Origin of the sequence: Paraburkholderia ultramafica, assembly GCF_902859915.1 — a bacterium.
In the GTDB taxonomy this organism is placed as follows: Bacteria; Pseudomonadota; Gammaproteobacteria; order Burkholderiales; family Burkholderiaceae; genus Paraburkholderia; species Paraburkholderia ultramafica.
Genome location: NZ_CADIKK010000030.1, coordinates 73,183 through 94,747 on the forward strand (window position 1 = coordinate 73,183; position 21,565 = coordinate 94,747).

Genomic DNA, 21,565 nt, shown 5'->3' on the forward strand with positions numbered 1-21,565 from the left:
GCGCCGGTCCGGGAGGCCCGATGAAAGTTGCAGCCCGCCGCGGGGCAAGTGCCGGAACGATGACGACAGGCACGGCTCGCGGCACACGCCACGCACATTGCACGCGTGCCGTTGCCGCAGCGTGTGCAATGCACGCCGCGCGCTTCGCCTGTCGCACGCGTTGCGCACTCGTCGCGCTGGCCGTGTTCGGCGCGGTGTCGTTCGCCGGCCCGGCTCGCGCCGACGAACTCACCGGCACGCTGAAAAAGATCCACGACGACGGCGTGGTGGTGCTCGGCGTGCGTGAAGCGTCGATTCCGTTCTCGTACTTCGACGGCAAGGGCACGGTCGGCTACTCGCAGATCATCGCGCTGCAGATCGTCGGCGAAATCAAAAAGTCGCTCGGCATGCCGCAACTGAAGGTACACGAAATCACCGTGACCTCGTCGAACCGCACGCCGATGCTGCTGAACAACCAGATCGATCTGGAATGCGGCTCGACCACGCACACGGTGGAGCGCGAAAACGTGGCCGCGTTCTCGAACAGCTTCTTCCAGTACGCGGTGCGCATGATCACGCGCAAGAGCAGCGGCATTACTGATTTTCCGGATCTGGCCGGCAAGCCGGTGGTGACAACCGCCGGCACATCCGACGAACGCCTGTTGCGCCGCCTGAATACCGACAAGCATCTGAACATGCGCATCACCAGCGCGCGCGATCATCTGGAAGCATTCACCGCGCTCAAGGATGACCGGGCCGTGGCCTTCGTGATGGACGAGCCGATCGTGTACGGCTTCAAGGCGACCGACCCGCACCCCGACGACTTCGTGGTGACGGGCACGCCGCTGGGCTACGAGGTCTATGCGTGCATGTTCCGCAAGGGCGACGAACCTTTCCGCGACCTGGTGAACGGAGTGATCGCGCGTGGGCAGACTTCCGGGGACGCGGAACGTCTGTACGAGCGGTGGTTCACGCAGCCCATTCCGCCGCACGGCATCAATCTGAACTTCCCGCTGTCGGAACAGAACCGCGCCCTGTTCGCGCATCCGAACGACCGGGCGCTCGACTGAGCTTGCGGCGTGAAGTGAGGCACGAGGCGTTGGGCTCGCAGGGCGATGATCACCGCGCCTGCCTGCTGCTCACTTGTGACCTGCCCTCGCCGCCGGCCGCCGTCACGCCTATAGCGACCGATGCAGTTCCGCAAGCGACAGCGTCATCTGAAAGAGCCGCGTGAGACTGCGGCTCGCATACTTCGGAACTTCGTCGATCGCGGCCCAGCGGTAGGCATCCATTTCGGGAATCAGCGTGCCGTCCGAGCGCCGCGGGAACAGCGACGTGCAGCTGCATGAACTCAGATCGAGTTCGTCGGCGGCAGCGCGCGCGGCGAACAGATGCAGATCCTTGTCGCGCCGGTAGACGAACAGGCCGAGATCCTTCAGACGCCCGGGCTCGATCGCGATACCGGTCTCCTCGACCAGCTCGCGCAGCGCGGTGACGTGCGGCGCCTCACCCTCTTCGCCATGCCCTTTCGGAATGTCCCAGTGCGACGTTTCAGTGGCGTGCGCCAGCAGCACCCGGCCGTCCGGGTCGAGCAGAACGATGCCGCACGAAACCACCCGCGGGCTCATCGCCGCACCCTGCCGCGGCAACGTGCGGTTTCGAGCCGCGCCGGCACCCGGCCGACGCGCGCCGGCATCACGACCCGCATGCTCAGTGCTTTTTCTGCAATTGCCAGGCGCCGCTGCCTTGCTTGCAGAATTGCGGGTTCAGGTGCATCGATTGTCCCTTCGCATTCAGCACGACGCCGAGATCGCGGCAGGTACGCCCGCCGTCGCGGGCGGTGCTGGCGACGGTGATCGTCGCGTCGATCTTCACACTGTTGCCGGTGCCTTCGTTGACCCAGTTGACGCTTTCGCCGTCCTTCTGATCGTTCAGCGCGGCGATGACGGCCTTCTTGATCGAGTCGTTGTCGCGCTGTCTCATGTAGGTGATCGGCGTGTCGTTCAGAAAGCTGAGATTCGCCGCCTGCGCGCCGATTGCGCTGCCCAGCAGCAGGCTGGCGCAGCTCAGGTGAAGCAGCACACGGGTTCGCATCGACATGAAGGATTCTCCTCGAAAGTATACTGGGCGGTCTCGAGCGCGCGCGCCGCAGCTCTTGATCTGGACCTCAAAAGCATAGCATGCCCCCTTCGAAGCGCCCGCGCAGCGCGGCTTGCGGCTGACCCGCGGCAAGGGAATCCGAACCGCAGCCGTCGGCATACCTCGCGCTCAACCGTCACACGCTAAACGGCCACGATAGGCGCGGTCAACTTTAAGCCGACGCTGATGGCGTCTTACGAAACGCTTTTCTAAGATCGATTTTTTACGCAGCAGCGGCCGTCAGGCTTTGGACCGCTCGTTATGAACATCTTTCTTGTCCTCGAAATTTTCGCCATCACGCTCGCGCTGCTCTGCGTCGCGCTCGTGCCGGTCGCGATCGGTCGCGATCCCGGTCTGGCCCGCCGCATCGTACGGATCGACGCCGTACCGGCGGCGCGCTGGCCCAATCTGCTGACGCGCGTCGGCGTGGCCTGCCTGCTGGTGTCTTTCGCGCTGCTGGTCGGCGCCTGCTACTCCATTCTCGCTTACACCGACTGATCGCGATCGGAGCGATACACAGGCCGCCGAAAGCATGGGCGGCCGGGCCAGCGCCTTCGTCGTCAATGAGCGGCCGCGCCAGTCGCCGCCGTTTTCGCTACCGCGTTCGGCGCGTGATACCCGTCGGTCAGCGTATTCAGAAACGCCACCACGTCCTTGATTTCCGCTTCGTCGAGCGCCGGCTTGTCGCCCGGTTTGCGATCGAACGGCGCCTCGGTGTTCAGATTGGCCCAGTAGCGCTGCGGCAAATCGTCGAACTTCTGCACCTTGCCCTTCGAGACCGGATAGAACTTCTCCGGATTCGTATCGCGTTCGGCGTAAAAGCGCACAACCTGCTCGAGCGAATGGTAGATGCCGTTGTGGAAGAAGCTCTTCTTCAACGCGACGTTGCGCAGCGTCGGCGTTCGGAAGATGCCGCAAAACTCGTCGCGCCCTTTCAGGTCGGTGCGCTCCGGGCCGCAGGCGCCGAGGTCGTAGAAGTGCGGATCGCGATTCACCGGCAGCGCGCGGTTGCGCGGCACGCCGATCGCGATCAGCCCGAAATCGCTGAATTGCGGCGGCGCGCCGTTTCTGGTGCGCTGGCTGATGTGGCAGCTCGCGCAATTGCCTTTCTGTTCGTCGTTGAAAAGTTGCAGGCCGTGCAATTCGGCTGGCGTCAATTGCGCGTTGCCCGCCAGATAGGCGTCGTACTTGCTGGTGTACGGATTGAAGACCTCGGGCGTCTGCTCGAAGGTTTCGAGCGCTTGCAGCACGGCCTTGAAAGTGGCGTCGTCGCTATCGAAGATGTGCTCGCCGAAGGCTGCGCGGAACGCGCCGGCATACGGCGCGGCCTTGACCGCAGCCGTGACGCGGGCCGGCGTGCTGCCCATCTCGAACGACGACAACAGCGGAATGCGCGCCTGCTCGCCGCCACGATCGACCCGGCCGTCCCACGTCAGGCCGCCGGTCGGTCCGGCATCCACGCTTTCGTCGCCTTCGTCGTCGGACTCGTGATAGTGCTCGGCGAACGCCGGCACCGCTTGCAGATACTTCAGCGTCGGCGCGGCGCGCATGCCGGTGCGATGCATATCGCTGCCACCCAGTTGCACCGACAACGCGTTGGCCGGCGCAAAGCCATGGTCCGGACTGTGGCACGACGCGCAAGCCAGCTTGCCCGAACCGGATAACGACGCGTCGAAAAACAGCTGCTTGCCGAGCGCCGTCATTTGCCGCACCGATTCGTAGACTTGCGCGCGGGACTGGCCGGCGTCATGGGCCGCGACCTTCACGGCGGACGCTGCCACGAGTGCGGCGGAGCTTGCCACGGAAGTTGCGCCTGCGCTCGCTGCTGCTTTTGCGCCCACTTCTGCACCTGCTTTCGTCCCGACGCCTGCGCCAGGCCCGCCAGCATCACAAGCGGTCAGGGTCGCGGCCAAAGTCACAGCCGCCAGCGCAAAAACCGCTGACTGCCACGCACTCGCCCTCACAGGCCCCGCGCACTGCCCCGCTCCTCGCCAAACCTTTATTTTCCGAATCCCCGCCAGACCAAGTCGCATATGAACGATGTGAGTTTGCGATATCGAAGATCGCGAGCGTATTTCATTTTTATGTCGCTCAAATGACATTCAGCCGACGAAAAAATCGATAAAGAATTATCTCGTAATTAATTACATCTTTCTGTCAAATTTCCTCGCCAGACTTTCGCTGGCAGCCGTTCGTGTAAGGAACGCACGCGGCGCGTCCCCAACGAGAGAGAAACCATTCAAATGAACAAGAAACTGATCTGCGCGACGCCTATCGCGATCGCAGCAGCGTTGAGTTTGTATGCGTGCGGCGGCAACGAAATCACGCAGCCGGACCTCACGTCGATCAAGACGGTCGTGGTGATTTATGCGGAAAACCGCAGCTTCGACAATCTGTATGGCAACTTCCCGGGCGCGAACGGTATGCAGAACGTGAGCGCGGCGAGCGCCACCCAGGTGGACCGCGACGGCACGCCGCTCGCGACGCTGCCGCAGGTGTGGAACGGCCTGACGCAAACCGGCGTGACGCCGGTGGTCACGCAGGCGATGACGGCCAATCTGCCGAACAGCCCGTTCGCCATCGACGACCCGAAGGGCTTCAACACGCCGATCACCGCCACCACGCGCGACCTGTATCACCGCTTCTACGAGAACCAGATGCAGATCAACGGCGGCAAGAACGACAAGTTCGCCGCGTGGGCGGATTCGGGCGGTCTCGTGATGGGCCGCTACTCGCTGAACGCCGACAAGCTGCCGCTGTGGAAGATCGCGCAGCAATACACGCTCGCCGACAACTTCTTCATGGGCGCGTTCGGCGGTTCGTTCCTGAACCACCAGTGGCTCGTGTGCGCGTGCACGCCGATTTATCCGAATGCGGACAAGAGCCCGGCGGCCGCCTCGATTTCGGCGGTGGAAAGCGATGGCGTCACGTTGAAGGTCGCGTCGAACTCGCCGGCTTCGGCGCTGAGCGGGCCGCCCAAGTACGTGCTGTCGGGCAACCTGACGCCCGACTTCTACGCGATCAACACGATGCAGCCGCCGTATCAGCCGAGCGGCAACAAGGCGGCGGCCGGCGGCGACGCGAACCTCGCCGATCCGGGCCAGGCCACCACGTTGCCGGCGCAGACGCAGAAGCACATCGGCGATCTGCTGAACGACGCGAAGGTGTCGTGGGCGTGGTACGGCGGCGCGTGGGGCGCGGCGGTATCGGCGGCGCAAAACGGCACGTCGAATGTGATCTACGGCGCGAACCTGACGTCGCCGAACTTCCAGCCGCACCATCAGCCGCTCAACTACTTCGCCGATCTCGCCCCGGGCACCGCGAACCGCGCGCAGCATCTGCTCGACGGCGGCATGGGCGGCTCCGAGTTCATCAAGGCGATCGATGCCGGCACGCTGCCGCAGGTGTCGTTCTACAAGCCGCAGGGCAACCTGAACGAGCACGCGGGCTACACCGACGTCGCGAGTGGCGATCAGCATATCGCGGACGTGATCTCGCATCTGCAGAAGAGCCCGCAGTGGAACAACATGCTGGTGGTCGTGACCTACGACGAAAACGGCGGCTTCTGGGATCACGTCGCGCCGCCGAAGGCCGACCGTTGGGGTCCGGGCACGCGAATTCCGGCGCTGATCGTTTCGCCGTACGCGAAGAAGGGTTTTGTCGATCACACGCAGTACGACACGACCTCGATCCTGCGTTTCATCACGCACCGTTTCTCGCTGCCGACGCTGCCGGGTATCGCGGCGCGTGATGCGGCACTGGTCAGCAACGGCGGCAAGCCGCTGGGCGATCTGACGGCGGCGCTCAATATCAGGCAATAAAGGCGTGGCAGCCGCGCGCGTTGCGTCGAGCGCAGCCGGCTGACCTGCCGGTCACTGCGAGTCGGCAATGCGCGTGCGACACGCCGCGCACCGGCACACTGAGCAAGCAACAGTCCGCCGCGTGGCGCGACTTCGACGGGCAGCTTCGGCTGCCCGTTTTTTTTCGTCGCGCGCATGGCCAGCGCGCGGGTTCTGCAGCACAGGTTCACCTGGCGTCAGCACGCGTTTTCACGAGCGGCGTATGCTTCGACCCAAGGCGCGATCGTTCCCGTCGCTGCCCGCACGCAATTCTCCATAACGTGTGGCAGCCATGCCCACTCATTCAGGAGTTCGACAGATGACCGAAAAAACCATCAAGGTCCCCGGTCCGGATCACCCCATCACGGTCGAGCCGGCGAGAGCCCGCGTGGTCGTGACCGTGGCCGGCCGGGTGATCGCCGACACGGAGAAGGCGCTGGTGCTACGCGAGGCGTCGTATCCGCCGGTGTATTACGTGCCGCGCAACGATGTCGAGATGGCGCTGCTGGAGCGCACCGATCACACGACCTACTGCCCGTACAAAGGCGACTGCGCGTACTACAGCGTGCCGATCGGCGGTGAGCGGACGGTGAATGCGGTGTGGACCTACGAGTTGCCGTATGCGTCGGTGAAGGAGATCGCGCAGCATCTGGCGTTCTATCCGGACCGGGTCGATTCGATCGACGTGCAAGCCGCCTGAAAACGGCGCGCGCAGCGTAGCGAGGTATGCCGCTTCGCTGCGCGCGTGATGGCGCTGATTCGTGATGCTGACACCCGCCCGACTCTCCACACCCGGCGGAGAACCTGGCGACGTTCTCAACGCATCGAGAAACGCGAGTATCGACGCATGAAGTCACATTAGAACGTGAGCAAGATCGTGCTGGCGACCTTCGGTCAGAGGGCTTGTGACGCGAACGAGGACGCGGATTTGATCTATGCCGCCGTGCGGCGGAGGGCGACGCAAGCAAAACGCGCTGCGCCGTGAACCGTGGCGAGCGCACTTGAACGCATGTGAAGTACGGCAGGAGGGACTCGAACCCCCCACCCTCGGCTTAGAAGGCCGATGCTCTATCCAGCTGAGCTACTGCCGTAATGAAGTGGGGCGATGCAGCGTCAATGTATGACGCGCACCACCCGCAATGAGAACCCGCGTACCGGGTATTGGAACCTGAGCTCACGCGAGCCACAGGGCTCGTGCATACCGAAATTGTAACTGACCGGGCCGGGGACCGGAAATCCTGGTCCCGCGCTGCGGCCCGCTTCGCTCCAGACCGGCGCTTCACCCGATCACAAAACAGACCGGCCGGCCGTTTGAGCCGGGCCCGGATTATAACCGATCGTCACCCGCGCGCCAGCGCACAGCGCACGCGTCGAATGCGCTCAGGCCGGTTGCGGATGCAGCACAAACCAGCCGAGGAACAGAATCCCGGCGATCGCGCAATACAGGCCGAACGAGGCCAGACGTCCGCGGCCTTCGAAGTAGCGCATCAGGAAACGCACGCTGAGATACGCGGCGATCGCGGTCAGCACGCCACCCAGCAGCGCGTCCGCGAGTTGGCCCGGCGCATGAAACAGCTTCGGCAGCTCGAGCACGCCCGCCGCGAAGATGATCGGCGTGCCGAGCAGGAACGAAAACTCAGCCGCCTTCTCTGCCGTCAGACCGGCCGCATTGCCGGCGATCATCGTCAGGCCGCTGCGCGAGAAGCCCGGAATCAACGCGCCGATCTGCGCGAGGCCGACGAAAAACGCCTGGCGGAACGTCAGCTTCTCCGGCGCCCGATGCGCCCGCGCACGCTGCAGGCGATCGCCGAACCACAGCAGCACGCCGTTGACGATCAGCGCGATCGCGACGATACGCAGATCGTGAAAAAGCTGCTCGAGGCGTTTTTCCAGCAGCAGCCCGACCAGCCCGGCCGGAATCGTGCCGATGATGAGCGCCCACATCATGTGCGCGTCGTCGTTGCGGCGGCCGCCGAACGACGCGAAGAAGCCGCCCACCAACGCATACCAGCGCTTGCGGAAATACCACAGCAGCGCGAACGCGGTGCCGAGATGCAGCGCGACGAGGAACGGCAGCAGTTGCGGCGCATGTTTGTCGATATGCATACCGAACAGCGCGGGCACGAGTAGCGTATGGCCGAGGCTGCTCACCGGAAACAGTTCGGTGACGCCCTGCAGCACGCTCAGAAAGATCAGAAACGACAGGTTCACGCGGCGGTCCTTGTAAGGAAAGTGTCGGGGAACAGCGCGCCGCAAAAGGAAACAGCCGGCGCGTCCAAAGCGCACCGATTATGCCTGGCTGCAATGTCAGCGCCAAGCGTTTGAGCCACATTCGGGGAAATATTGATGCGCCGCGTCACAACTGGAAACCGTTGTTACGCCGTCGCAAAGAAACGGGCTGCCGTGGCGGCGGCCCTGCGTGATCGGAGATGCGGAATGGTTGAAAAACGGGGCTTGAACGAGTCTTGCGCGAGGTCCGCAATGACGGACCGGCGAGGCGCAATGCCGGTATCAGCGTCCGAGCTTGTGAAAAAAGTAGACGGTGCTTGCCGCGAACATGCCGAACAAAGCCACACCCATTGCCATTGCGAGATCCATAACGCCTCCTGAGCCGATCTCGCCCGGTAGTTGGAGTTACCGGGCAGTGAGACGGATTATCGGTAAGGATCAGGTTTTTCCGACACCCGCAATTTCCCGAGAAGGGTTTCCCCGTAGCGCAAAGCAGCGCAAAATCCTTCTCTCGCGTGGCGCCGTATGCCGATTACGATGGCCGCAAGATACGCTCGCGCGGGCTTCGAGCCACCTTCAACCCTTACTCACCAGCTCATCGACCATGCCGCTCTCCCCGCAACAGGACCTTCTCGAGATCGCCCAGGACGCCTCCGTGCTCCGCTTTTCCCCGCAAGCCGGCGGCCGTCTGCTGTCGTGGACGATCGACGACGAAGAGGTGATCCATTGGCCCGAACGCGCCGACTGGAGCCAGCCCGCCAGGATTCGCGGCGGCAACCCGCTGCTCTTCCCGTTTCTCGGCCGGCATCGCGTCGACGGCAAGATCGGCTTCTGGCGCGACGCCAAAGGCACGGTGCGCGAGTTGCCGATGCACGGCTTCGCCCGCGACCTGCCGTTCGAAGCCCACGCCGACGTGCACGGCGCCGGCTTGCGCATGGTCCTGACCGACAGCGCAGCGACGCGCGGCGGCTATCCGTTCGGCTTCCGTTTTGAAGCCGCGTACAGCCTCGTCGATGCACGCACGCTGGACGTCACGTTCACCACTACCAATACCGGCGCTGCGCGGCTGCCTTACTACGCCGGCCATCATTTCTACTTCACGCTGCCGCACACACAGCGCAGCAAGACCACGCTCGAATTGCCCCGCACCGAGCGGCGCTATCAGCAGGACGACGGTTCGATCAGCGCCGCCGAGCCGGGCGAGGCGCGCTACACGCTCGACGAGGCGCGCATTCACGACCGCTTCCATTGTCTCGCCGGCACGCCGGATCAACCGGTACGGCTCGTCGCGCCGGGCCTCGGCCGGGTCGTGACGATCGATCTGCAACGGCCGGGCTCGGTGCCTTGGTACGCAGTGACGACATGGACCGAAGCCGCGGAGTCGGACTTCTATTGCGTCGAGCCCTGGCTCGGTCTGCCGGACGCGATCCACAACGGCATGGGTCTGCGCTGGCTCGAATCCGGGCACACCGAGATTGCGGCACTGCGTATCAGCGTCGAAAAGACGGCTTGAGCGCAGCATTCAACACCGCGCAAACCCGCCTCATCACCCCGTTTTCGGATGCTGCACCGCAAAACCGTTAGAATCGGACGCTTTGTATCTACCTGCCACGTGATCGGGATCGGCGCGCGGCAGCGCTTTGCGAGGTCCAATGCTGGAAACTACAAAAATGATGAAACGACTCGCCTGCGCGTCGTTGCTGGCGCTGCTCGCCGCGTGCGGGTCGGCGCCGGTGGGGCCAGGTTTTTATCGGGTCGAACGGGGCGATACGCTGTCGAAGATCGCGCGCAGTAACCGGCAATCGGTGCAAAGCATCGTGCGCTGGAACAACCTGGCCAATCCGGACAGCATCGAAGTCGGCCAGGTGCTGCGCGTTGCGCCGCCGGGTGGCGCGGCATCGACGAGCGGCGCAGTGCGCAGCAGCGGCGGCGCCAGCGCTTCGGCCGCGCCGCGTCCGGCGCCCGCGGAGAGCGCGCCGCCCGCCGCGCCGGCTTCGACGATCTCGCTGCTGTGGCCGGCCGACGGCACGGTGATACGGCGCTTCGATGGTGCCAATTCGAAGGGCATCGACATCTCGGCGGCGGCGGGCACGCCGGTGATTGCCGCGGCGCCGGGTACGGTCGTGTATGCGGGCAACGGCTTGCGCGGTTACGGCAACCTGCTGATCCTCAAGCACAATGCCGAATATCTGACCGCCTACGCGCACAACCGCGTGCTGCTGGTGAAGGAAGGCGAGTCGGTCAAGCGCGGCGAGAAAATCGCCGAGATGGGCGACACCGATACCGACCGCGTGATGCTGCATTTCGAGCTGCGCTACCAGGGTCGTTCGATCGATCCGTCGCGGGCATTACCGCCGCGCTAGGCGCACGCTGGGCGCCGCGCGTATTCAACAGATTCGCGGCGTCCCGGCGCGTGTACGCATGATTGTTCCGCGCCCGTGCCGTGTCGTCGGGCACGCGCCCTGCAAGCGGAGCGCGGGAACCCGGCGTGCTATAAAGCGCTCCATCCTCGGAGACTTGGCCTCGCGCCACGTCTTCCACCGTTATCTGTAAGGAATTTTCAATGAAGAGCGCATTTGCGTCCGTCGCGACGGCCGCGGCGATCGGTCTCGGTCTGCTGACGCTTGGCAGTCTCGGCGGCTGCTCCAGCACCACCACCATGACCTACCTGCCGAGCGGCGACACCGGCTTCGCGATCAACTGCAGCGGCAGCGACGCGAGCGCCAGCTGGGCCGAGTGCTACAAACGCGCGGGCGAAGTCTGCGGCAATTATGGCTACGACGTCGTGTCGAAAGACGTCGACAATGGCGCCACCTCGGGCGGCACGGTCGGTGGAGTATTCGGTGCGAACGTGAAGAACCGGTCGATGGTGATTCGCTGCAAGCAATAACGACAACGGCGCCGCGCGAGCTAGCGGCGCCGCCAGCGCCCGGAGCGCGGATCGATGTGCGCGGCGAAGCGCAATAGCACGCCCAGCGCAATCGGCCAGGCGCCGAGAAAAATAATCAACCAGGTCATGTGCGGCGCAATGAAAAGATAATCTTTCATGATCGACGGCACATGTGAATCCATCGTGTCCCAGTGAATTGGCGGGCGAAAAAAAGCCCGGCACGAGGGCCGGGCTAACGGGGGTTTGGCGCATATCGGCAAAGGACCGGTTCACCATGCGCCAGAACGAAATCTATCAATCCCCATTTACAAGCGCAATCTATTAATTTCTCGGTCAATGTGACGCGGCGTACTGATCCGCGATACGTGAATCAAAGATGTCGGAATCAAACCGGCTAAAAGCGCCTTGCGTTTCCATATAGCACGCAATCAATACGCGAATCGAAAATCGTGAATGGCGCACCGAACCGCGCAACGCAAGGATCTGGCGAAATCGCCCGGAAAAAGGCTGAGGAAAGGCCGCTGGCCGATTTTTGCTAATCTCCCAGCATGAAACCGACGCTTTGCACTTCGCGTAATCTTGGTGCGCCAACGCACCAAACCGATCTATTAGTCGATATTGGATATCCGTATTAACAATTGATTTGCCCGCATGCAAATTCGCGAATAGCGGAATATCAATGCTATCAAATCAACCGACAAATTTCGACATCAAATTCAAACAGCGCTTTTTTATTCGCTCAATCAAATGACAAATACCGGCAGCCAATTGTTCAGGCCAGCCGGATCGCCAAACCAGCCAGCTAAAAATGGGACTCACATGACCCGCAAACCGAGTTCGGTGACGAGCACCGCAGCCTGCTGATGCGAAATCGTCGCGCCTTTGAAAAGCGCCGCATCGACGAGCCGCATGCCGCTGAGATCCGCCTTGCGCAGGTCCGCGCCGTCGAAGCGCGCGCCCTTCAGATGCGCGTCCTTCAGGCTGCCGCCGTCGAAAATCGCCTCGCGGAAATCGACCCCGGCGAGGTCGGCATCGGAGAGATCAAGCTGCTGCAACGTGGCCTTGCGAAACGACAGGCCGCGCAGATGCGTGCCGGAAGCCGGCGTCGTTGAATCCAGTGACATGAAGGTTCAGAATCGATTTTCGAAGGCCCTAAGCGTACCGGAACGCGCCCGCCGTGGCGGCCCGCGCCGATGGTTTATAGTAACGGCCCCGTCAGAACCCGCTTACGATGACTTCCAACGACGCCACCCCTAGCCCGCTGTACGCCAAGCTGCTCGCCGAGACTGCGAAGATCGGCTGGGCCGAACTCGAACGCTTTTTCGCGCGCGGCATCCTGCTGCGCGTCGCGCGCGACCTCGATCTGGTGAGCGTCGCCGAAGCGATCGCCAGCGACGACACCACCCAGGTCACACAATGGCTGTCCGCCGGCCTCGTCGAGCGCGTGCAGGCGGAAACCGCCGCCGATTTCGCCGCGCGCGACCCCGACCTCTGGGCGGTAGTCGTGTCGCCGTGGGTGTGCGTGCAGGAACGCAATTGAGCGACACCGCGCACGGCGCGGACACGCCCGCGTCCGCTGTTCCGGTGCGCTGGCATCGCCGAGTGCTGGCGCTCGCGTTTCCGATCGTCCTCGCCAATCTGACGCAGCCGATTCTCGGCGCGGTCGACACCGCCGTCGCCGGTCATCTGAACAGCGCGTCGTATCTCGGCGGCGTCGCGCTCGGCGGACTGTTTTTCAACTTCGTGTTCTGGGGCTTCGGCTTCCTGCGCATGGGCACCACCGGCCTCGTCGCGCAGGCGCACGGCGCGGGCGACCACGCCGAGTTGCGCAACACCGTCATCCGTGCGCTGCTGATGGCGGCCGCGATCGGCGCGGCGGTGCTGATGCTGCAACTGCCGTTGATTGATTACGCGTTGCGCGTGATCGGCGGCAGCGACGCCGTGCAGCATCACGCGCGGATCTACTGCCACGCGCGCATCTGGGCCGCCCCGCTCGCGCTCGGCAACTACGTCGTGCTCGGCTGGCTGCTCGGCACGCAGCGGGTGCGGCTCGCGCTGCTCTCGCAGGTGTTCATCAACAGCGTGAACATCGCGGCCGTGCTGCTGTATGTGTACGGATTCAACTGGGGCGTGGCCGGCATCGGCGCGGGCACCGCCACCGCCGACGCGCTCGGCTTCGTGCTCGGCGCCGCACTGCTGTGGCACGGCAGGCCGCGCGGCCTGCCCGCGCTGAAGCGCGCCGTGTTGTTCGACACGACGGCGCTCAAGCGTCTGGTCGTACTCAATCGTGACATCTTCGTGCGCACGCTGTGTCTGCTCTCGTCGTTCGGCTGGTTTGCGCATCTGGGCGCCCGGCAAGGCGACGCGACGCTCGCCGCGAATGCGCTGCTGCTCAATTTCCAGACCTTCATGGCCTATGGACTCGACGGCTTCGCACACGCCGCCGAAGCGCTCGTCGGCGCGGCGATCGGCGCACGCGACCGGCATGCGTTCGCGCAGGCGGTCAAGGTCACCGCGCTGTGGTCCGCGCTCGGCGCGCTGGGGTTTGCGCTGGTGTACCGGGGCGCGGGCTCGTGGATCGTCGAACGCTTGACCGATCAGCCCGCGGTGCGCGCCGCAGCCGAAACCTATCTGCCGTGGGCTGCGCTCTCGCCGGTGATTTCCGTGTGGGGCTTTCTGCTTGACGGCGTGTTCATCGGCGCAACCCGCACGCGCGAACTGATGATGTCGATGATCATGTCGTTGGCGGTGTTCGTGGCAGTGTCGTCGGCATTGCTGGCGCTGCGCGGCAATCACGGCCTGTGGGCCGCGATGATGATCTTCATGGCCGCACGCGGCGTCACGCTTGCGCGTTATCTGCCAGGTGTCGTGCGCGGTGTGAGGGGCGCGAGTGTTTGAGCGTCGCTCTGATGATGCTCAAACACGCGTGTTCGCGAACACCTGGCTTGTGTAACCGCGGCATGCGTCCAATGCGCCAGTCGTTCGGCGCCCGGTTTCACACCGAGCGTTCTTCATACTGAAGTAAGCGGTTCATTGGGGCCGCCAACAGCCGAACCTCGACACACCGCGTTGCCCATTTCGCATCGCCGCACCCGTTACGGCTTGAAACAGGCGCATACATTTCGCTGGCGAAGCTCGTCCTGGAATGACTTCAGCCCGCGCTCTGCGCGCGAACAGTCTGCGCGGGTCAGAAGCACCGGCGTGCCCGCGCCGGTGCTTCGCCTCGCCTTTTCAACTGGCGCCCGGCGGCTCTCAAGGCGCGACTGGCGCAGGCACCATAGAGGGCGGCCGGTTGTCGGTGGGCACGCCGTGATAGTCGGCGGGATCTTGCGGCGGGCCGCTGCGGTGGCCAGACGGATTGTCCGCACAGCCGGCAAGGCCGGCGAGCAGCAGCAACGCAATCATCGGGATGCGGATCATAGACAGTCGTCTCTCCAGACAGAATCAAATAACGGCGGCCAGGTGGCAACCTGAGCGCCGAGAGTCTACCCGCAAAGCGCTATCCGCGATGCCGAAGCAGGCTGCCCGCCCCTGCCATTTCGCGACGTGTGACCTACTATAAAGTCACAGCCGCATGTGAGAGGAGATTGCCATGGACGCTGAATCGATCGCGGGTCTGATCGGACTCGGAGTAGGCTTGATCGTGCTGCTCGCCCTGTCGATTTTCGAATCGAGAACGTACCGGCGCGAACACGACGGCGAAGGGATGCTGCATCATTGGCTGACTCATCAGCACCTGCATATGCCGCATTGGAGGCGCCCTCGGCACTGAGGCAAACTCCGGCCGCTTGCTGCGCTTGCGGGCATCTCGAGCGATTGACTGATTGAGCCGCTGCGTGGTCGAACCGATCTCGATCACGGAGTGCAAGCAGTCGGCCGTCATCGCCGCAATGATGCAGGGTGGCCTGAAGAAAATCGGCGGACCAATGCCGCGCCTTGTGCTGCACGAAGCGATGCGCGCCGACAATCGACGGCGCGATCCTGACGCTCGCCGATTGCTTCGGCGAGTGCAACCTCGCACTCGCCACTCCACGCGCCCCATACGCGCAGTTGCGTCGCAACTACGCACCGCATGCGCAAGTTTTTCCTCCCCATCAGAAGCGAATGTCTGCGCGCCCCCGAGCCACCGCTCGGACGCCCGCAGCCGCCCCTGACGTCCACTCCGTTGCCGCCCACATAGGCACATGCCTTGCTGAGCATGAGCTTGCAACGCACGCGCACGGTGCACGTCGATTGTCGCGACGCGCATGCGCCGAACCGACCCGACAATGCGGCCCAGCCATCCCGAGGGCCAGACAGGGAGAATTCAAATGACCATCGGAACCATCCTGCTGATCGTGCTCATCCTGCTGCTGATCGGCGCGTTGCCGAGTTGGCCGTACAGCAGCGGCTGGGGCTACCGGCCTACCGGATTGCTCGGCGTCGTGCTGGTCATCGTGATCGTGCTGCTGCTGTTGGGACGCTTATAACCTGTGCTCTCGAACTTCGTTTTCAGCCCGACGCAAATCATGGTTGACTCTGGCACCCAATGCCACGTAGAATCCCGGATTCGTCGGAGCGTAGCGCAGCCTGGTAGCGCATCTGATTTGGGATCAGAGGGTCGAAGGTTCGAATCCTTTCGCTCCGACCACCAAAAGCAATACGAAACCCGCGTAGCCTCCGGCTTCGCGGGTTTTTGCTTTTGGGCCGCGCGTTCGATGTGCGTCGCGCGCTTATACGGCTCACCAACCAGCTCACTGAGCAGCTCACTAAGCAGATCACTAAGCAGATCACTGAGCAGATCACCGGGAAGCCACCGGGCACGACTCGCCGAGTGATGCCCCGAAGCCCCCACCTTGCGGACCACCGGACCCGCATGCGACAGTGATCAAAAACCGGCGCTGCTTATCCGCCGCAACCAGAGTCAAGGAGACACGCATGGATCTGATTCTCTGGCGTCACGCCGAAGCCGAAGATTTCGCCGCCAACGATCTCGCCCGCGCGCTCACCACCCGCGGCCGCAAGCAGGCGCAAAACGTCGCCAGATGGCTGCGCACCCGTCTGCCCGCCGACGCCGTGGTGCTCGCGAGCCCGGCGGTGCGCACCATCCAGACCGCCGAGACGCTGAGCGACCAGTATCGCGTGGTACGCGAACTCGCTCCCAACGCCAGCGCGGACGACGTGCTCAACGCCGCCGGCTGGCCCAATGGCATCGCGCAAACAGTGGTGATCGTCGGCCATCAACCGACGCTCGGCCATGTCGCCGCGCAGTTGCTCGGCAACAGCGAGGCAAGCTGGCCACTGAAGAAAGCCGGTGTGTGGTGGATCGCGAGCCGCGAACGCGACGGCGGCGAACAGGCTGTGCTGCGCGCGGCGATAAGCCCCGATCTGGTCTGAGCCAGCGCTGACGAATTGAACCGGCGCATCTGCAATGACGGCCTCGACCAGCCCGGATTGCGCCAATACAACACTCGCGCCGCGGTTCGCCGACATTACAACCCGCGCGCCCGCGGCTTACGGGCAGTCATCCAATCGTCACGGTTTTGCCATGCGAACGTCATTAGGCGTTACTACATTGGCGAAAAAAGAAATCTCCCTTTTTTCGACCAGGACCCCCAATGCGAGAACTGCCGACGCCCACCCTGCCCCTCGCTTCGATCTTCGAGTTGCGTCGTCTGCCGCGCGCCGAGGAAACGGTCACCGCACAGCATCGCCTGCAAGTCACATGGGCGCGCACCGACGAAGAGCTGCGTGAAGCGCAGCGTCTGCGCTACCGGGTGTTCGCCGACGAAATGGGCGCGCGTCTGACAGGCCCCGCGGGTCTCGACGTCGATGCGTTCGACTCCTACTGCGATCATCTGCTGGTGCGCGATCTCGACACGCTGAAAGTGGTCGGCACGTATCGCGCGTTGCCGCCGCATCAGGCCGCGCGCATCGGACGGCTGTATGCGGAAAGCGAATTCGACGTGTCGCGTCTGACGCACCTGCGCGCCAAGATGGTCGAAGTGGGCCGCTCGTGCGTGCACCCCGACTATCGCAGCGGCTCGGTGATCATGTCGCTGTGGGCCGGACTCGCCGCGTACATGAAGCACAATGGCTACGAGACGATGCTCGGCTGTGCGAGCGTCGCGATGGTCGACGGCGGCCACTACGCGGCGAATCTGTATTGCTCGCTGCGTGAGAACGCGTTGACGGCGCCGGAATATCGCGCCTTCGCGCACACGCCGCTGCCGGTCGATGAATTGCAGACGGGCGCCGCAGTGGCGCCGCCGCCACTCGTGAAGGGTTATCTGCGTCTCGGTGCGAAGATTTGCGGCGCACCGGCATGGGATCCCGACTTCAATACCGCGGACTTTCTGACGCTGTTCCGTCTGTCCGATATCAACGCGCGCTATGCCCGCCACTTCCTGGGCGATGCGTTGCCGCGCTGAGCGCGCTTCGCGTGATAGACGCGCGCGATAGACGCAAAGGAAAAGCCCGGTGGTCGCCGGGCTTTTCGATTCACGAGTGCATCACGACATCACGGGCATCAATCGTCCGTATATACGACGCGATACGGTATCCCGACCTTCTCCCATTCCGCGGCTTCCTGGATCAGGCTGTAATCGGTCAGCGGATTGTTGGCCACCCATTCGTTCGGCAAGCGCACCTCATAACCGCCATTGACCTGCGCGACCGTGATCCCCGGCAAACCGACATCCGCGCGCCGGCGGCACAGCAGCGCCGCGAGCCGCACGCAGAACAGCAGCGGCCACTCCACTTCGCGCGTCTGCGAAAGTTTGCCGAGTTTGCCCGCGTGCCCGAGCACCAGTGCGGCGAGACGCGCCTGGTCGGTGCGCGAGAAGCCCGGCATGTCCGCGTTGCTGGCGATGTAGGCCGAATGCTTGTGATAGGCGCTGTGCGAAATCGACAGCCCGATTTCATGCAGCGCCGCCGCCCAGCCGATGAACATGCGGTTTTCCAAACGGCGCTCTTCGTCGGGCTCCACGAACTGGTCGTAAAAACTCGCCGACAGATCGCTGATTCGCCCGGCCTGCGCGCGATCCACGCCATAGCGGCGCATGAAGCCGCCCACCGTCACCGTGCGCATGTCTTCATGCTGCGACCGGCCCAGCAGGTCGTACATCACGCCGAGGCGCAGCGCGCCGTCGGTGGTATCGACGTAATCGACACCGAGTTCGTCGAACACCGCGATCATGATCGACAGGCCACCGGCCAGCACCGGAACGCGGTCAGCCTTCAACGCGACCAGCTTCAGCCGATTGACGTTCTCCGCCTTGATCAACGCGCGCTTGAGGCGCTCGAGCCCGCCGCGCGAGATGCCGTGCGTGACGCCCGGATCGTTGAAGCCGTTCGCCTCGACCAGTTCGGCCAATGCGCGCGCAGTGCCCGACGAACCGATCGCCTGTTCCCAGCCGGTCTTCTTGTACTCGGCGGAAATGATCTGGATTTCGCGGCCCGCGGCGAGTTCGGCCTGGCGCATCGTGTATTCGTCGACGTTGCCGGCCGGGAAAAACGCGCGGCTATGGCTGACGCAACCGATATACAGACTCTCCATCTTGATAGGCGTGTAGTGCGAACCGATGATGAATTCCGTCGAGCCGCCGCCGATATCGACCACGAGCCGTTTGCCGGCGCTCGCCGGCACAGAGTGTGCAGCGCCCGCATAAATCAGACGTGCTTCCTCGCGCCCGGCAATTACTTCAATCGGAAAGCCCAGCGCGGCCTGCGCCTCGCCGAGAAATTCTGCGGCGTTCTTCGCGATACGCAACGTATTGGTGGCCACCGCGCGAACGTGATCAGGATGGAAGTCGCGCAGCCGCTCGCCGAAACGCTTGAGCGCGTCCCAGCCGCGAACCTGCGACGCGCGATCGAGCATCTTGTCGCGCGACAGACCGGCGGCAAGACGCACGGGCTCGCGCAACGCGTCGACCTGATAGATCTGGCTGCCTGCGTCGGTTTCCTCGACCCGGCCGACAATCAGCCGGAAGCTGTTCGAACCGAGATCGACGGCAGCGAGAAGTTGTGGCGTATTGACCATCGGGTAAGCGGACTCCATGCGCGCTAGCGCGGCGGCAGTGAGCGCGGCGGGCGCTGCGGGGCCACCCGCTGCTCTGGGCGCCTTGCGGCCGGCCGCGCTGTTCAAAGACGCCATTCTAAGCGTACCGGACCTCACGATGTCACCTCGCAGCGATGGCGGTGTCCTATGGTCCCATATACACTGCGTCATATTTACGACACGCAAAGAATCCGGCAATCCGGCGTAGAATCGATCAATCCACGAATATCATAAGAACGTCATCATACTGTGAGAATTTCCGAGCGTCTTTCTGCCTCCCTACCTGACATTACATTCTCGCTGCCGATGTCCATCCGCTATCCCTTATTGAATCGCGAGCTGGGCATTCTGGGTTTCAACGAGCGTGTGTTGGCGCAAGCTGCCGACCCAGCCGTCCCTTTGCTCGAACGCCTGCGCTTCATCTGCATCACCAGTAGCAATCTCGACGAATTCTTCGAAGTCCGGATGGCCGGACTGCAGGAACAGATGCGCGACAACCCCGGCGCGCTGTCGCCGGACGGCATGTCGTTGCAGCACGTCTACGACCTCGTGGTCGAGCGCGCGCAGAAGCTCGTGCATCGTCAATACACGATGCTGCACGACACGGTGCTGACCGCTCTCGAAGCGGAAGGCATCTATTTTCACGGCACCGAAGCGTGGAACGAAGCGCAGACCGAATGGGCGCGCAACTACTTCTTCGGCGAACTGCTGCCGGTGCTCACGCCGATCGGTCTCGATCCGGCGCACCCGTTTCCGCGCGTGCTCAACAAGAGTCTGAACTTCGTCGTCGAACTCGAAGGCAAGGACGCGTTCGGCCGCCAGGCGATGATGGGCATCGTGCAGGCGCCGCGCGCGCTGCCGCGGCTGGTGCGCATGCCGCCGGAACTGTCGGGCTATCCGCATGGCTTCGTGCTGCTGAGCTCGCTATTGCAACGCTTCGTCGGCGAGCTCTTTCCGAACCTGGTGGTGCGCAGCTGCAATCAGTTTCGCATCACGCGCAACAGCGAACTGTTCGTCGACGAAGACGAAATCACCAATCTGCGCGTCGCGTTGCAGGGCGAATTGCCGGCGCGGCATCTGGGCAATGCGGTGCGGCTCGAAGTGTCGGCGGAAACGCCCGCGCACGTCGTGCGGCGCCTGCTCGATGAAAGCGGCCTCGTGAACAAGGACTGCTACTACGCGAACGGCCCTGTCAATCTGGTGCGGCTGATGCAGTTGCCGGAGATGGTGGACCGGCCCGATCTGAAGTTCGTGCCGCACCTCCCCGCAACCCCGCCGCGAATCGCCAACAGCGCCAATATGTTCGACGTGATCGATCAGGGCGACGTGCTGCTGCATCATCCGTACGAGAGTTTTCAGCCGGTGCTCGAACTGCTGTTGCAGGCGGCCAAAGATCCGAACGTGATGGCGATCAAGCAGACCATCTATCGCACCGGCACCGACTCGCCGCTGATGGACGCGCTGATGCAGGCCGCGCGCAACGGCAAGGAAGTCACGGTGGTGGTCGAGCTGCTCGCGCGCTTCGACGAGGAAACCAACATCAACTGGGCCTCGCAGCTCGAAGCGGTCGGCGCGCATGTCGTGTACGGCGTGGTGGGCCACAAGTGCCACGCGAAGATGATGCTGATCGTGCGGCGCGTGTCGGAAGGCGGCAAGGCGATGCTCAAGCGCTACGTCCACCTCGGCACCGGCAACTATCATCCGCGCACCGCGCGTCTTTATACCGACTTCGGTCTGATGAGCGCGGATCAGAAGATTTGCGAAGACGTGCATCACGTGTTCCAGCAACTGACCGGCATCGGCGGCGAACTGAAGCTGCATGAGTTCTGGCAGTCGCCGTTCACGCTGCATCCGAAACTGGTCGAATCGGTTCGCGCCGAAGCCGAGCACGCGCGCGCCGGCAAGAAGGCGCGCATCGTCGCGAAGATGAACGCGCTGCTCGAACCCACCGTGATCGCCGAGTTGTACGAAGCGTCGCAGGCGGGCGTGAAGATCGATCTGATCGTGCGCGGCGTGTGCTCGTTGCAGCCGGGCGTGCCGGGACTGTCGGAGAACATCACGGTGCGCTCGATCGTCGGGCGCTTTCTCGAACACCATCGCATCTTCTACTTCTACGATGACGGCCGGGAACAGGTCTATCTGTCGAGCGCCGACTGGATGGACCGCAACTTCTTCCGGCGCGTGGAAATCGCGTTTCCGGTCAATAACCGGCGCCTGAAGCGGCGCGTGATCGCCGAGGGCCTGTCGGCGTTTCTCGGCGACAATCAGTCCGCGTGGCTGATGCAAAGCGACGGCCACTATCGCCGGCGGCGGCCCGGCAAGTCGTCGCGCAATGCGCAGATGAGTCTGCTCGGGAAATTCTGCCCGTAACGGTGGCGGCGCTCGCCGCTCTGGCGAGCCGCCCCAGCGCGCATGAAAAAACCGCCTTTTAAGGCGGTTTTTTCATGCCGA

Annotated in this window: 21 protein-coding genes, 2 tRNA genes and 1 pseudogene; 15 read left to right on the plus strand and 9 right to left on the minus strand. The window is 63.6% G+C overall.

Annotation, left to right across the window (positions count from 1 at the left end; genetic code table 11):
* The first annotated feature begins 128 nt into the window (after positions 1-128).
* Positions 129-1,049 (plus strand): transporter substrate-binding domain-containing protein, encoded by a 921-nt coding sequence (locus tag HV744_RS26980; protein WP_175152423.1) that lies wholly within the window; start codon positions 129-131, stop codon positions 1,047-1,049.
* A gap of 108 nt (positions 1,050-1,157) precedes the next feature.
* Here HV744_RS26980 and HV744_RS26985 read toward each other — a convergent pair whose 3' ends face one another.
* Positions 1,158-1,607, minus strand: coding sequence for an NUDIX hydrolase (locus HV744_RS26985; RefSeq protein ID WP_175152424.1), 450 nt, complete (start codon positions 1,605-1,607; stop codon positions 1,158-1,160).
* Between the two features lie 82 nt (positions 1,608-1,689).
* Positions 1,690-2,079 carry an RT0821/Lpp0805 family surface protein gene (locus HV744_RS26990; protein WP_175152453.1) on the minus strand — a complete coding sequence of 130 codons (390 nt, stop codon included), beginning with the start codon at positions 2,077-2,079 and terminating at the stop codon, positions 1,690-1,692.
* A gap of 300 nt (positions 2,080-2,379) precedes the next feature.
* On the opposite strand from HV744_RS26990, the gene HV744_RS26995 reads away from it, so the two are divergent.
* The gene (locus HV744_RS26995) at positions 2,380-2,616 is read left to right on the plus strand and encodes a hypothetical protein (protein WP_175152425.1); all 237 of its coding nucleotides are present in this window, start codon (positions 2,380-2,382) and stop codon (positions 2,614-2,616) included.
* A gap of 62 nt (positions 2,617-2,678) precedes the next feature.
* Here HV744_RS26995 and HV744_RS27000 read toward each other — a convergent pair whose 3' ends face one another.
* Positions 2,679-4,151 (minus strand): cytochrome-c peroxidase, encoded by a 1,473-nt coding sequence (locus tag HV744_RS27000; RefSeq protein ID WP_175152426.1) that lies wholly within the window; start codon positions 4,149-4,151, stop codon positions 2,679-2,681.
* 210 nt (positions 4,152-4,361) lie between these two features.
* On the opposite strand from HV744_RS27000, the gene HV744_RS27005 reads away from it, so the two are divergent.
* Both HV744_RS27005 and HV744_RS27010 read left to right on the plus strand, forming a co-directional pair.
* The gene (locus tag HV744_RS27005) at positions 4,362-5,939 is read left to right on the plus strand and encodes an acid phosphatase (RefSeq protein ID WP_175152427.1); all 1,578 of its coding nucleotides are present in this window, start codon (positions 4,362-4,364) and stop codon (positions 5,937-5,939) included.
* A gap of 337 nt (positions 5,940-6,276) precedes the next feature.
* A complete protein-coding gene (locus HV744_RS27010; protein WP_175152428.1) occupies positions 6,277-6,657 on the plus strand; it encodes a DUF427 domain-containing protein in 381 nt (126 codons plus the stop codon).
* 317 nt (positions 6,658-6,974) lie between these two features.
* On the opposite strand, the gene HV744_RS27015 is transcribed toward HV744_RS27010, so the two are convergent.
* Both HV744_RS27015 and HV744_RS27020 read right to left on the minus strand, forming a co-directional pair.
* Positions 6,975-7,048 (minus strand) — tRNA-Arg (locus HV744_RS27015).
* A 289-nt stretch (positions 7,049-7,337) separates the two neighbouring features.
* Positions 7,338-8,168 (minus strand): undecaprenyl-diphosphate phosphatase, encoded by an 831-nt coding sequence (locus HV744_RS27020; protein ID WP_175152429.1) that lies wholly within the window; start codon positions 8,166-8,168, stop codon positions 7,338-7,340.
* Between the two features lie 622 nt (positions 8,169-8,790).
* Here HV744_RS27020 and HV744_RS27025 point away from each other — a divergent pair.
* The 3 genes from HV744_RS27025 (at position 8,791) to HV744_RS27035 (ending at position 11,076) form a co-directional block, all read left to right on the plus strand.
* A complete protein-coding gene (locus HV744_RS27025; protein WP_175152430.1) occupies positions 8,791-9,699 on the plus strand; it encodes an aldose epimerase family protein in 909 nt (302 codons plus the stop codon).
* Between the two features lie 139 nt (positions 9,700-9,838).
* Entirely contained in the window at positions 9,839-10,549 is a 711-nt protein-coding gene (locus HV744_RS27030; protein ID WP_175152431.1) for a peptidoglycan DD-metalloendopeptidase family protein, read from the plus strand.
* Positions 10,550-10,749: 200 nt separating this feature from the next.
* Positions 10,750-11,076: a hypothetical protein gene (locus HV744_RS27035; RefSeq protein WP_175152432.1), complete on the plus strand. Its 327-nt coding sequence runs from the start codon at positions 10,750-10,752 to the stop codon at positions 11,074-11,076.
* A gap of 20 nt (positions 11,077-11,096) precedes the next feature.
* Here the strand turns inward: HV744_RS27035 and HV744_RS37655 are convergent, their stop codons facing one another.
* Together HV744_RS37655 and HV744_RS27045 are read right to left on the minus strand one after the other, a co-directional pair.
* Positions 11,097-11,246 carry a hypothetical protein gene (locus HV744_RS37655; RefSeq protein ID WP_175152372.1) on the minus strand — a complete coding sequence of 50 codons (150 nt, stop codon included), beginning with the start codon at positions 11,244-11,246 and terminating at the stop codon, positions 11,097-11,099.
* 645 nt (positions 11,247-11,891) lie between these two features.
* Positions 11,892-12,170 (minus strand): annotated as a pseudogene (locus HV744_RS27045) (pentapeptide repeat-containing protein); the annotation flags it as partial.
* A 137-nt stretch (positions 12,171-12,307) separates the two neighbouring features.
* On the opposite strand from HV744_RS27045, the gene HV744_RS27050 reads away from it, so the two are divergent.
* Positions 12,308-12,616, plus strand: a complete 309-nt coding sequence (locus HV744_RS27050) for a DUF2288 domain-containing protein (RefSeq protein ID WP_175152433.1) — start codon at positions 12,308-12,310, stop codon at positions 12,614-12,616.
* Positions 12,613-13,974 (plus strand): MATE family efflux transporter, encoded by a 1,362-nt coding sequence (locus tag HV744_RS27055; RefSeq protein ID WP_175152373.1) that lies wholly within the window; start codon positions 12,613-12,615, stop codon positions 13,972-13,974. Before HV744_RS27050 ends, HV744_RS27055 begins: the two co-directional genes overlap by 4 nt.
* Before the next feature lie 354 nt (positions 13,975-14,328).
* On the opposite strand, the gene HV744_RS27060 is transcribed toward HV744_RS27055, so the two are convergent.
* Positions 14,329-14,496: a hypothetical protein gene (locus HV744_RS27060; RefSeq protein WP_175152434.1), complete on the minus strand. Its 168-nt coding sequence runs from the start codon at positions 14,494-14,496 to the stop codon at positions 14,329-14,331.
* Between the two features lie 172 nt (positions 14,497-14,668).
* Here HV744_RS27060 and HV744_RS27065 point away from each other — a divergent pair, with 172 nt between their 5' ends.
* The 5 genes from HV744_RS27065 (at position 14,669) to HV744_RS27085 (ending at position 17,486) form a co-directional block, all read left to right on the plus strand.
* Complete coding sequence (locus HV744_RS27065; protein ID WP_175152435.1) at positions 14,669-14,848, plus strand: hypothetical protein; 180 nt, start codon at positions 14,669-14,671, stop codon at positions 14,846-14,848.
* A gap of 538 nt (positions 14,849-15,386) precedes the next feature.
* Positions 15,387-15,545: a DUF3309 family protein gene (locus HV744_RS27070; RefSeq protein ID WP_175152436.1), complete on the plus strand. Its 159-nt coding sequence runs from the start codon at positions 15,387-15,389 to the stop codon at positions 15,543-15,545.
* An 84-nt stretch (positions 15,546-15,629) separates the two neighbouring features.
* Positions 15,630-15,706, plus strand: a tRNA-Pro gene (locus HV744_RS27075).
* A gap of 287 nt (positions 15,707-15,993) precedes the next feature.
* The gene (locus HV744_RS27080; protein WP_175152437.1) at positions 15,994-16,452 is read left to right on the plus strand and encodes a SixA phosphatase family protein; all 459 of its coding nucleotides are present in this window, start codon (positions 15,994-15,996) and stop codon (positions 16,450-16,452) included.
* 221 nt (positions 16,453-16,673) lie between these two features.
* Positions 16,674-17,486, plus strand: coding sequence for a GNAT family N-acetyltransferase (locus HV744_RS27085; RefSeq protein WP_175152438.1), 813 nt, complete (start codon positions 16,674-16,676; stop codon positions 17,484-17,486).
* Positions 17,487-17,584: 98 nt separating this feature from the next.
* Here the strand turns inward: HV744_RS27085 and ppx are convergent, their stop codons facing one another.
* On the minus strand, positions 17,585-19,210 hold the full coding sequence (gene ppx, locus HV744_RS27090) for an exopolyphosphatase (protein ID WP_175152439.1): 1,626 nt from the start codon (positions 19,208-19,210) through the stop codon (positions 17,585-17,587).
* A 210-nt stretch (positions 19,211-19,420) separates the two neighbouring features.
* On the opposite strand from ppx, the gene ppk1 reads away from it, so the two are divergent.
* On the plus strand, positions 19,421-21,484 hold the full coding sequence (ppk1, locus tag HV744_RS27095; RefSeq protein ID WP_175152440.1) for a polyphosphate kinase 1: 2,064 nt from the start codon (positions 19,421-19,423) through the stop codon (positions 21,482-21,484).
* The last annotated feature ends 81 nt before the right edge of the window (positions 21,485-21,565 follow it).

Coding starts and splice junctions, on each gene's coding strand:
- HV744_RS27070 (WP_175152436.1), top strand. CDS start 15,387: ATGACCATCGGAACCATCCTGCTGATCGTGCTCATCCTGCTGCTGATC.
- HV744_RS27005 (WP_175152427.1), top strand. CDS start 4,362: ATGAACAAGAAACTGATCTGCGCGACGCCTATCGCGATCGCAGCAGCG.
- ppk1 (WP_175152440.1), top strand. CDS start 19,421: ATGTCCATCCGCTATCCCTTATTGAATCGCGAGCTGGGCATTCTGGGT.
- HV744_RS27000 (WP_175152426.1), bottom strand. CDS start 4,151: ATGCGACTTGGTCTGGCGGGGATTCGGAAAATAAAGGTTTGGCGAGGA.
- HV744_RS27065 (WP_175152435.1), top strand. CDS start 14,669: ATGGACGCTGAATCGATCGCGGGTCTGATCGGACTCGGAGTAGGCTTG.
- HV744_RS26990 (WP_175152453.1), bottom strand. CDS start 2,079: ATGTCGATGCGAACCCGTGTGCTGCTTCACCTGAGCTGCGCCAGCCTG.
- HV744_RS27085 (WP_175152438.1), top strand. CDS start 16,674: ATGCGAGAACTGCCGACGCCCACCCTGCCCCTCGCTTCGATCTTCGAG.
- HV744_RS26980 (WP_175152423.1), top strand. CDS start 129: ATGCACGCCGCGCGCTTCGCCTGTCGCACGCGTTGCGCACTCGTCGCG.
- HV744_RS27010 (WP_175152428.1), top strand. CDS start 6,277: ATGACCGAAAAAACCATCAAGGTCCCCGGTCCGGATCACCCCATCACG.
- HV744_RS26985 (WP_175152424.1), bottom strand. CDS start 1,607: ATGAGCCCGCGGGTGGTTTCGTGCGGCATCGTTCTGCTCGACCCGGAC.
- HV744_RS26995 (WP_175152425.1), top strand. CDS start 2,380: ATGAACATCTTTCTTGTCCTCGAAATTTTCGCCATCACGCTCGCGCTG.
- HV744_RS27050 (WP_175152433.1), top strand. CDS start 12,308: ATGACTTCCAACGACGCCACCCCTAGCCCGCTGTACGCCAAGCTGCTC.
- HV744_RS27030 (WP_175152431.1), top strand. CDS start 9,839: ATGCTGGAAACTACAAAAATGATGAAACGACTCGCCTGCGCGTCGTTG.
- HV744_RS27035 (WP_175152432.1), top strand. CDS start 10,750: ATGAAGAGCGCATTTGCGTCCGTCGCGACGGCCGCGGCGATCGGTCTC.
- HV744_RS27060 (WP_175152434.1), bottom strand. CDS start 14,496: ATGATCCGCATCCCGATGATTGCGTTGCTGCTGCTCGCCGGCCTTGCC.
- HV744_RS27025 (WP_175152430.1), top strand. CDS start 8,791: ATGCCGCTCTCCCCGCAACAGGACCTTCTCGAGATCGCCCAGGACGCC.
- ppx (WP_175152439.1), bottom strand. CDS start 19,210: ATGGCGTCTTTGAACAGCGCGGCCGGCCGCAAGGCGCCCAGAGCAGCG.
- HV744_RS27080 (WP_175152437.1), top strand. CDS start 15,994: ATGGATCTGATTCTCTGGCGTCACGCCGAAGCCGAAGATTTCGCCGCC.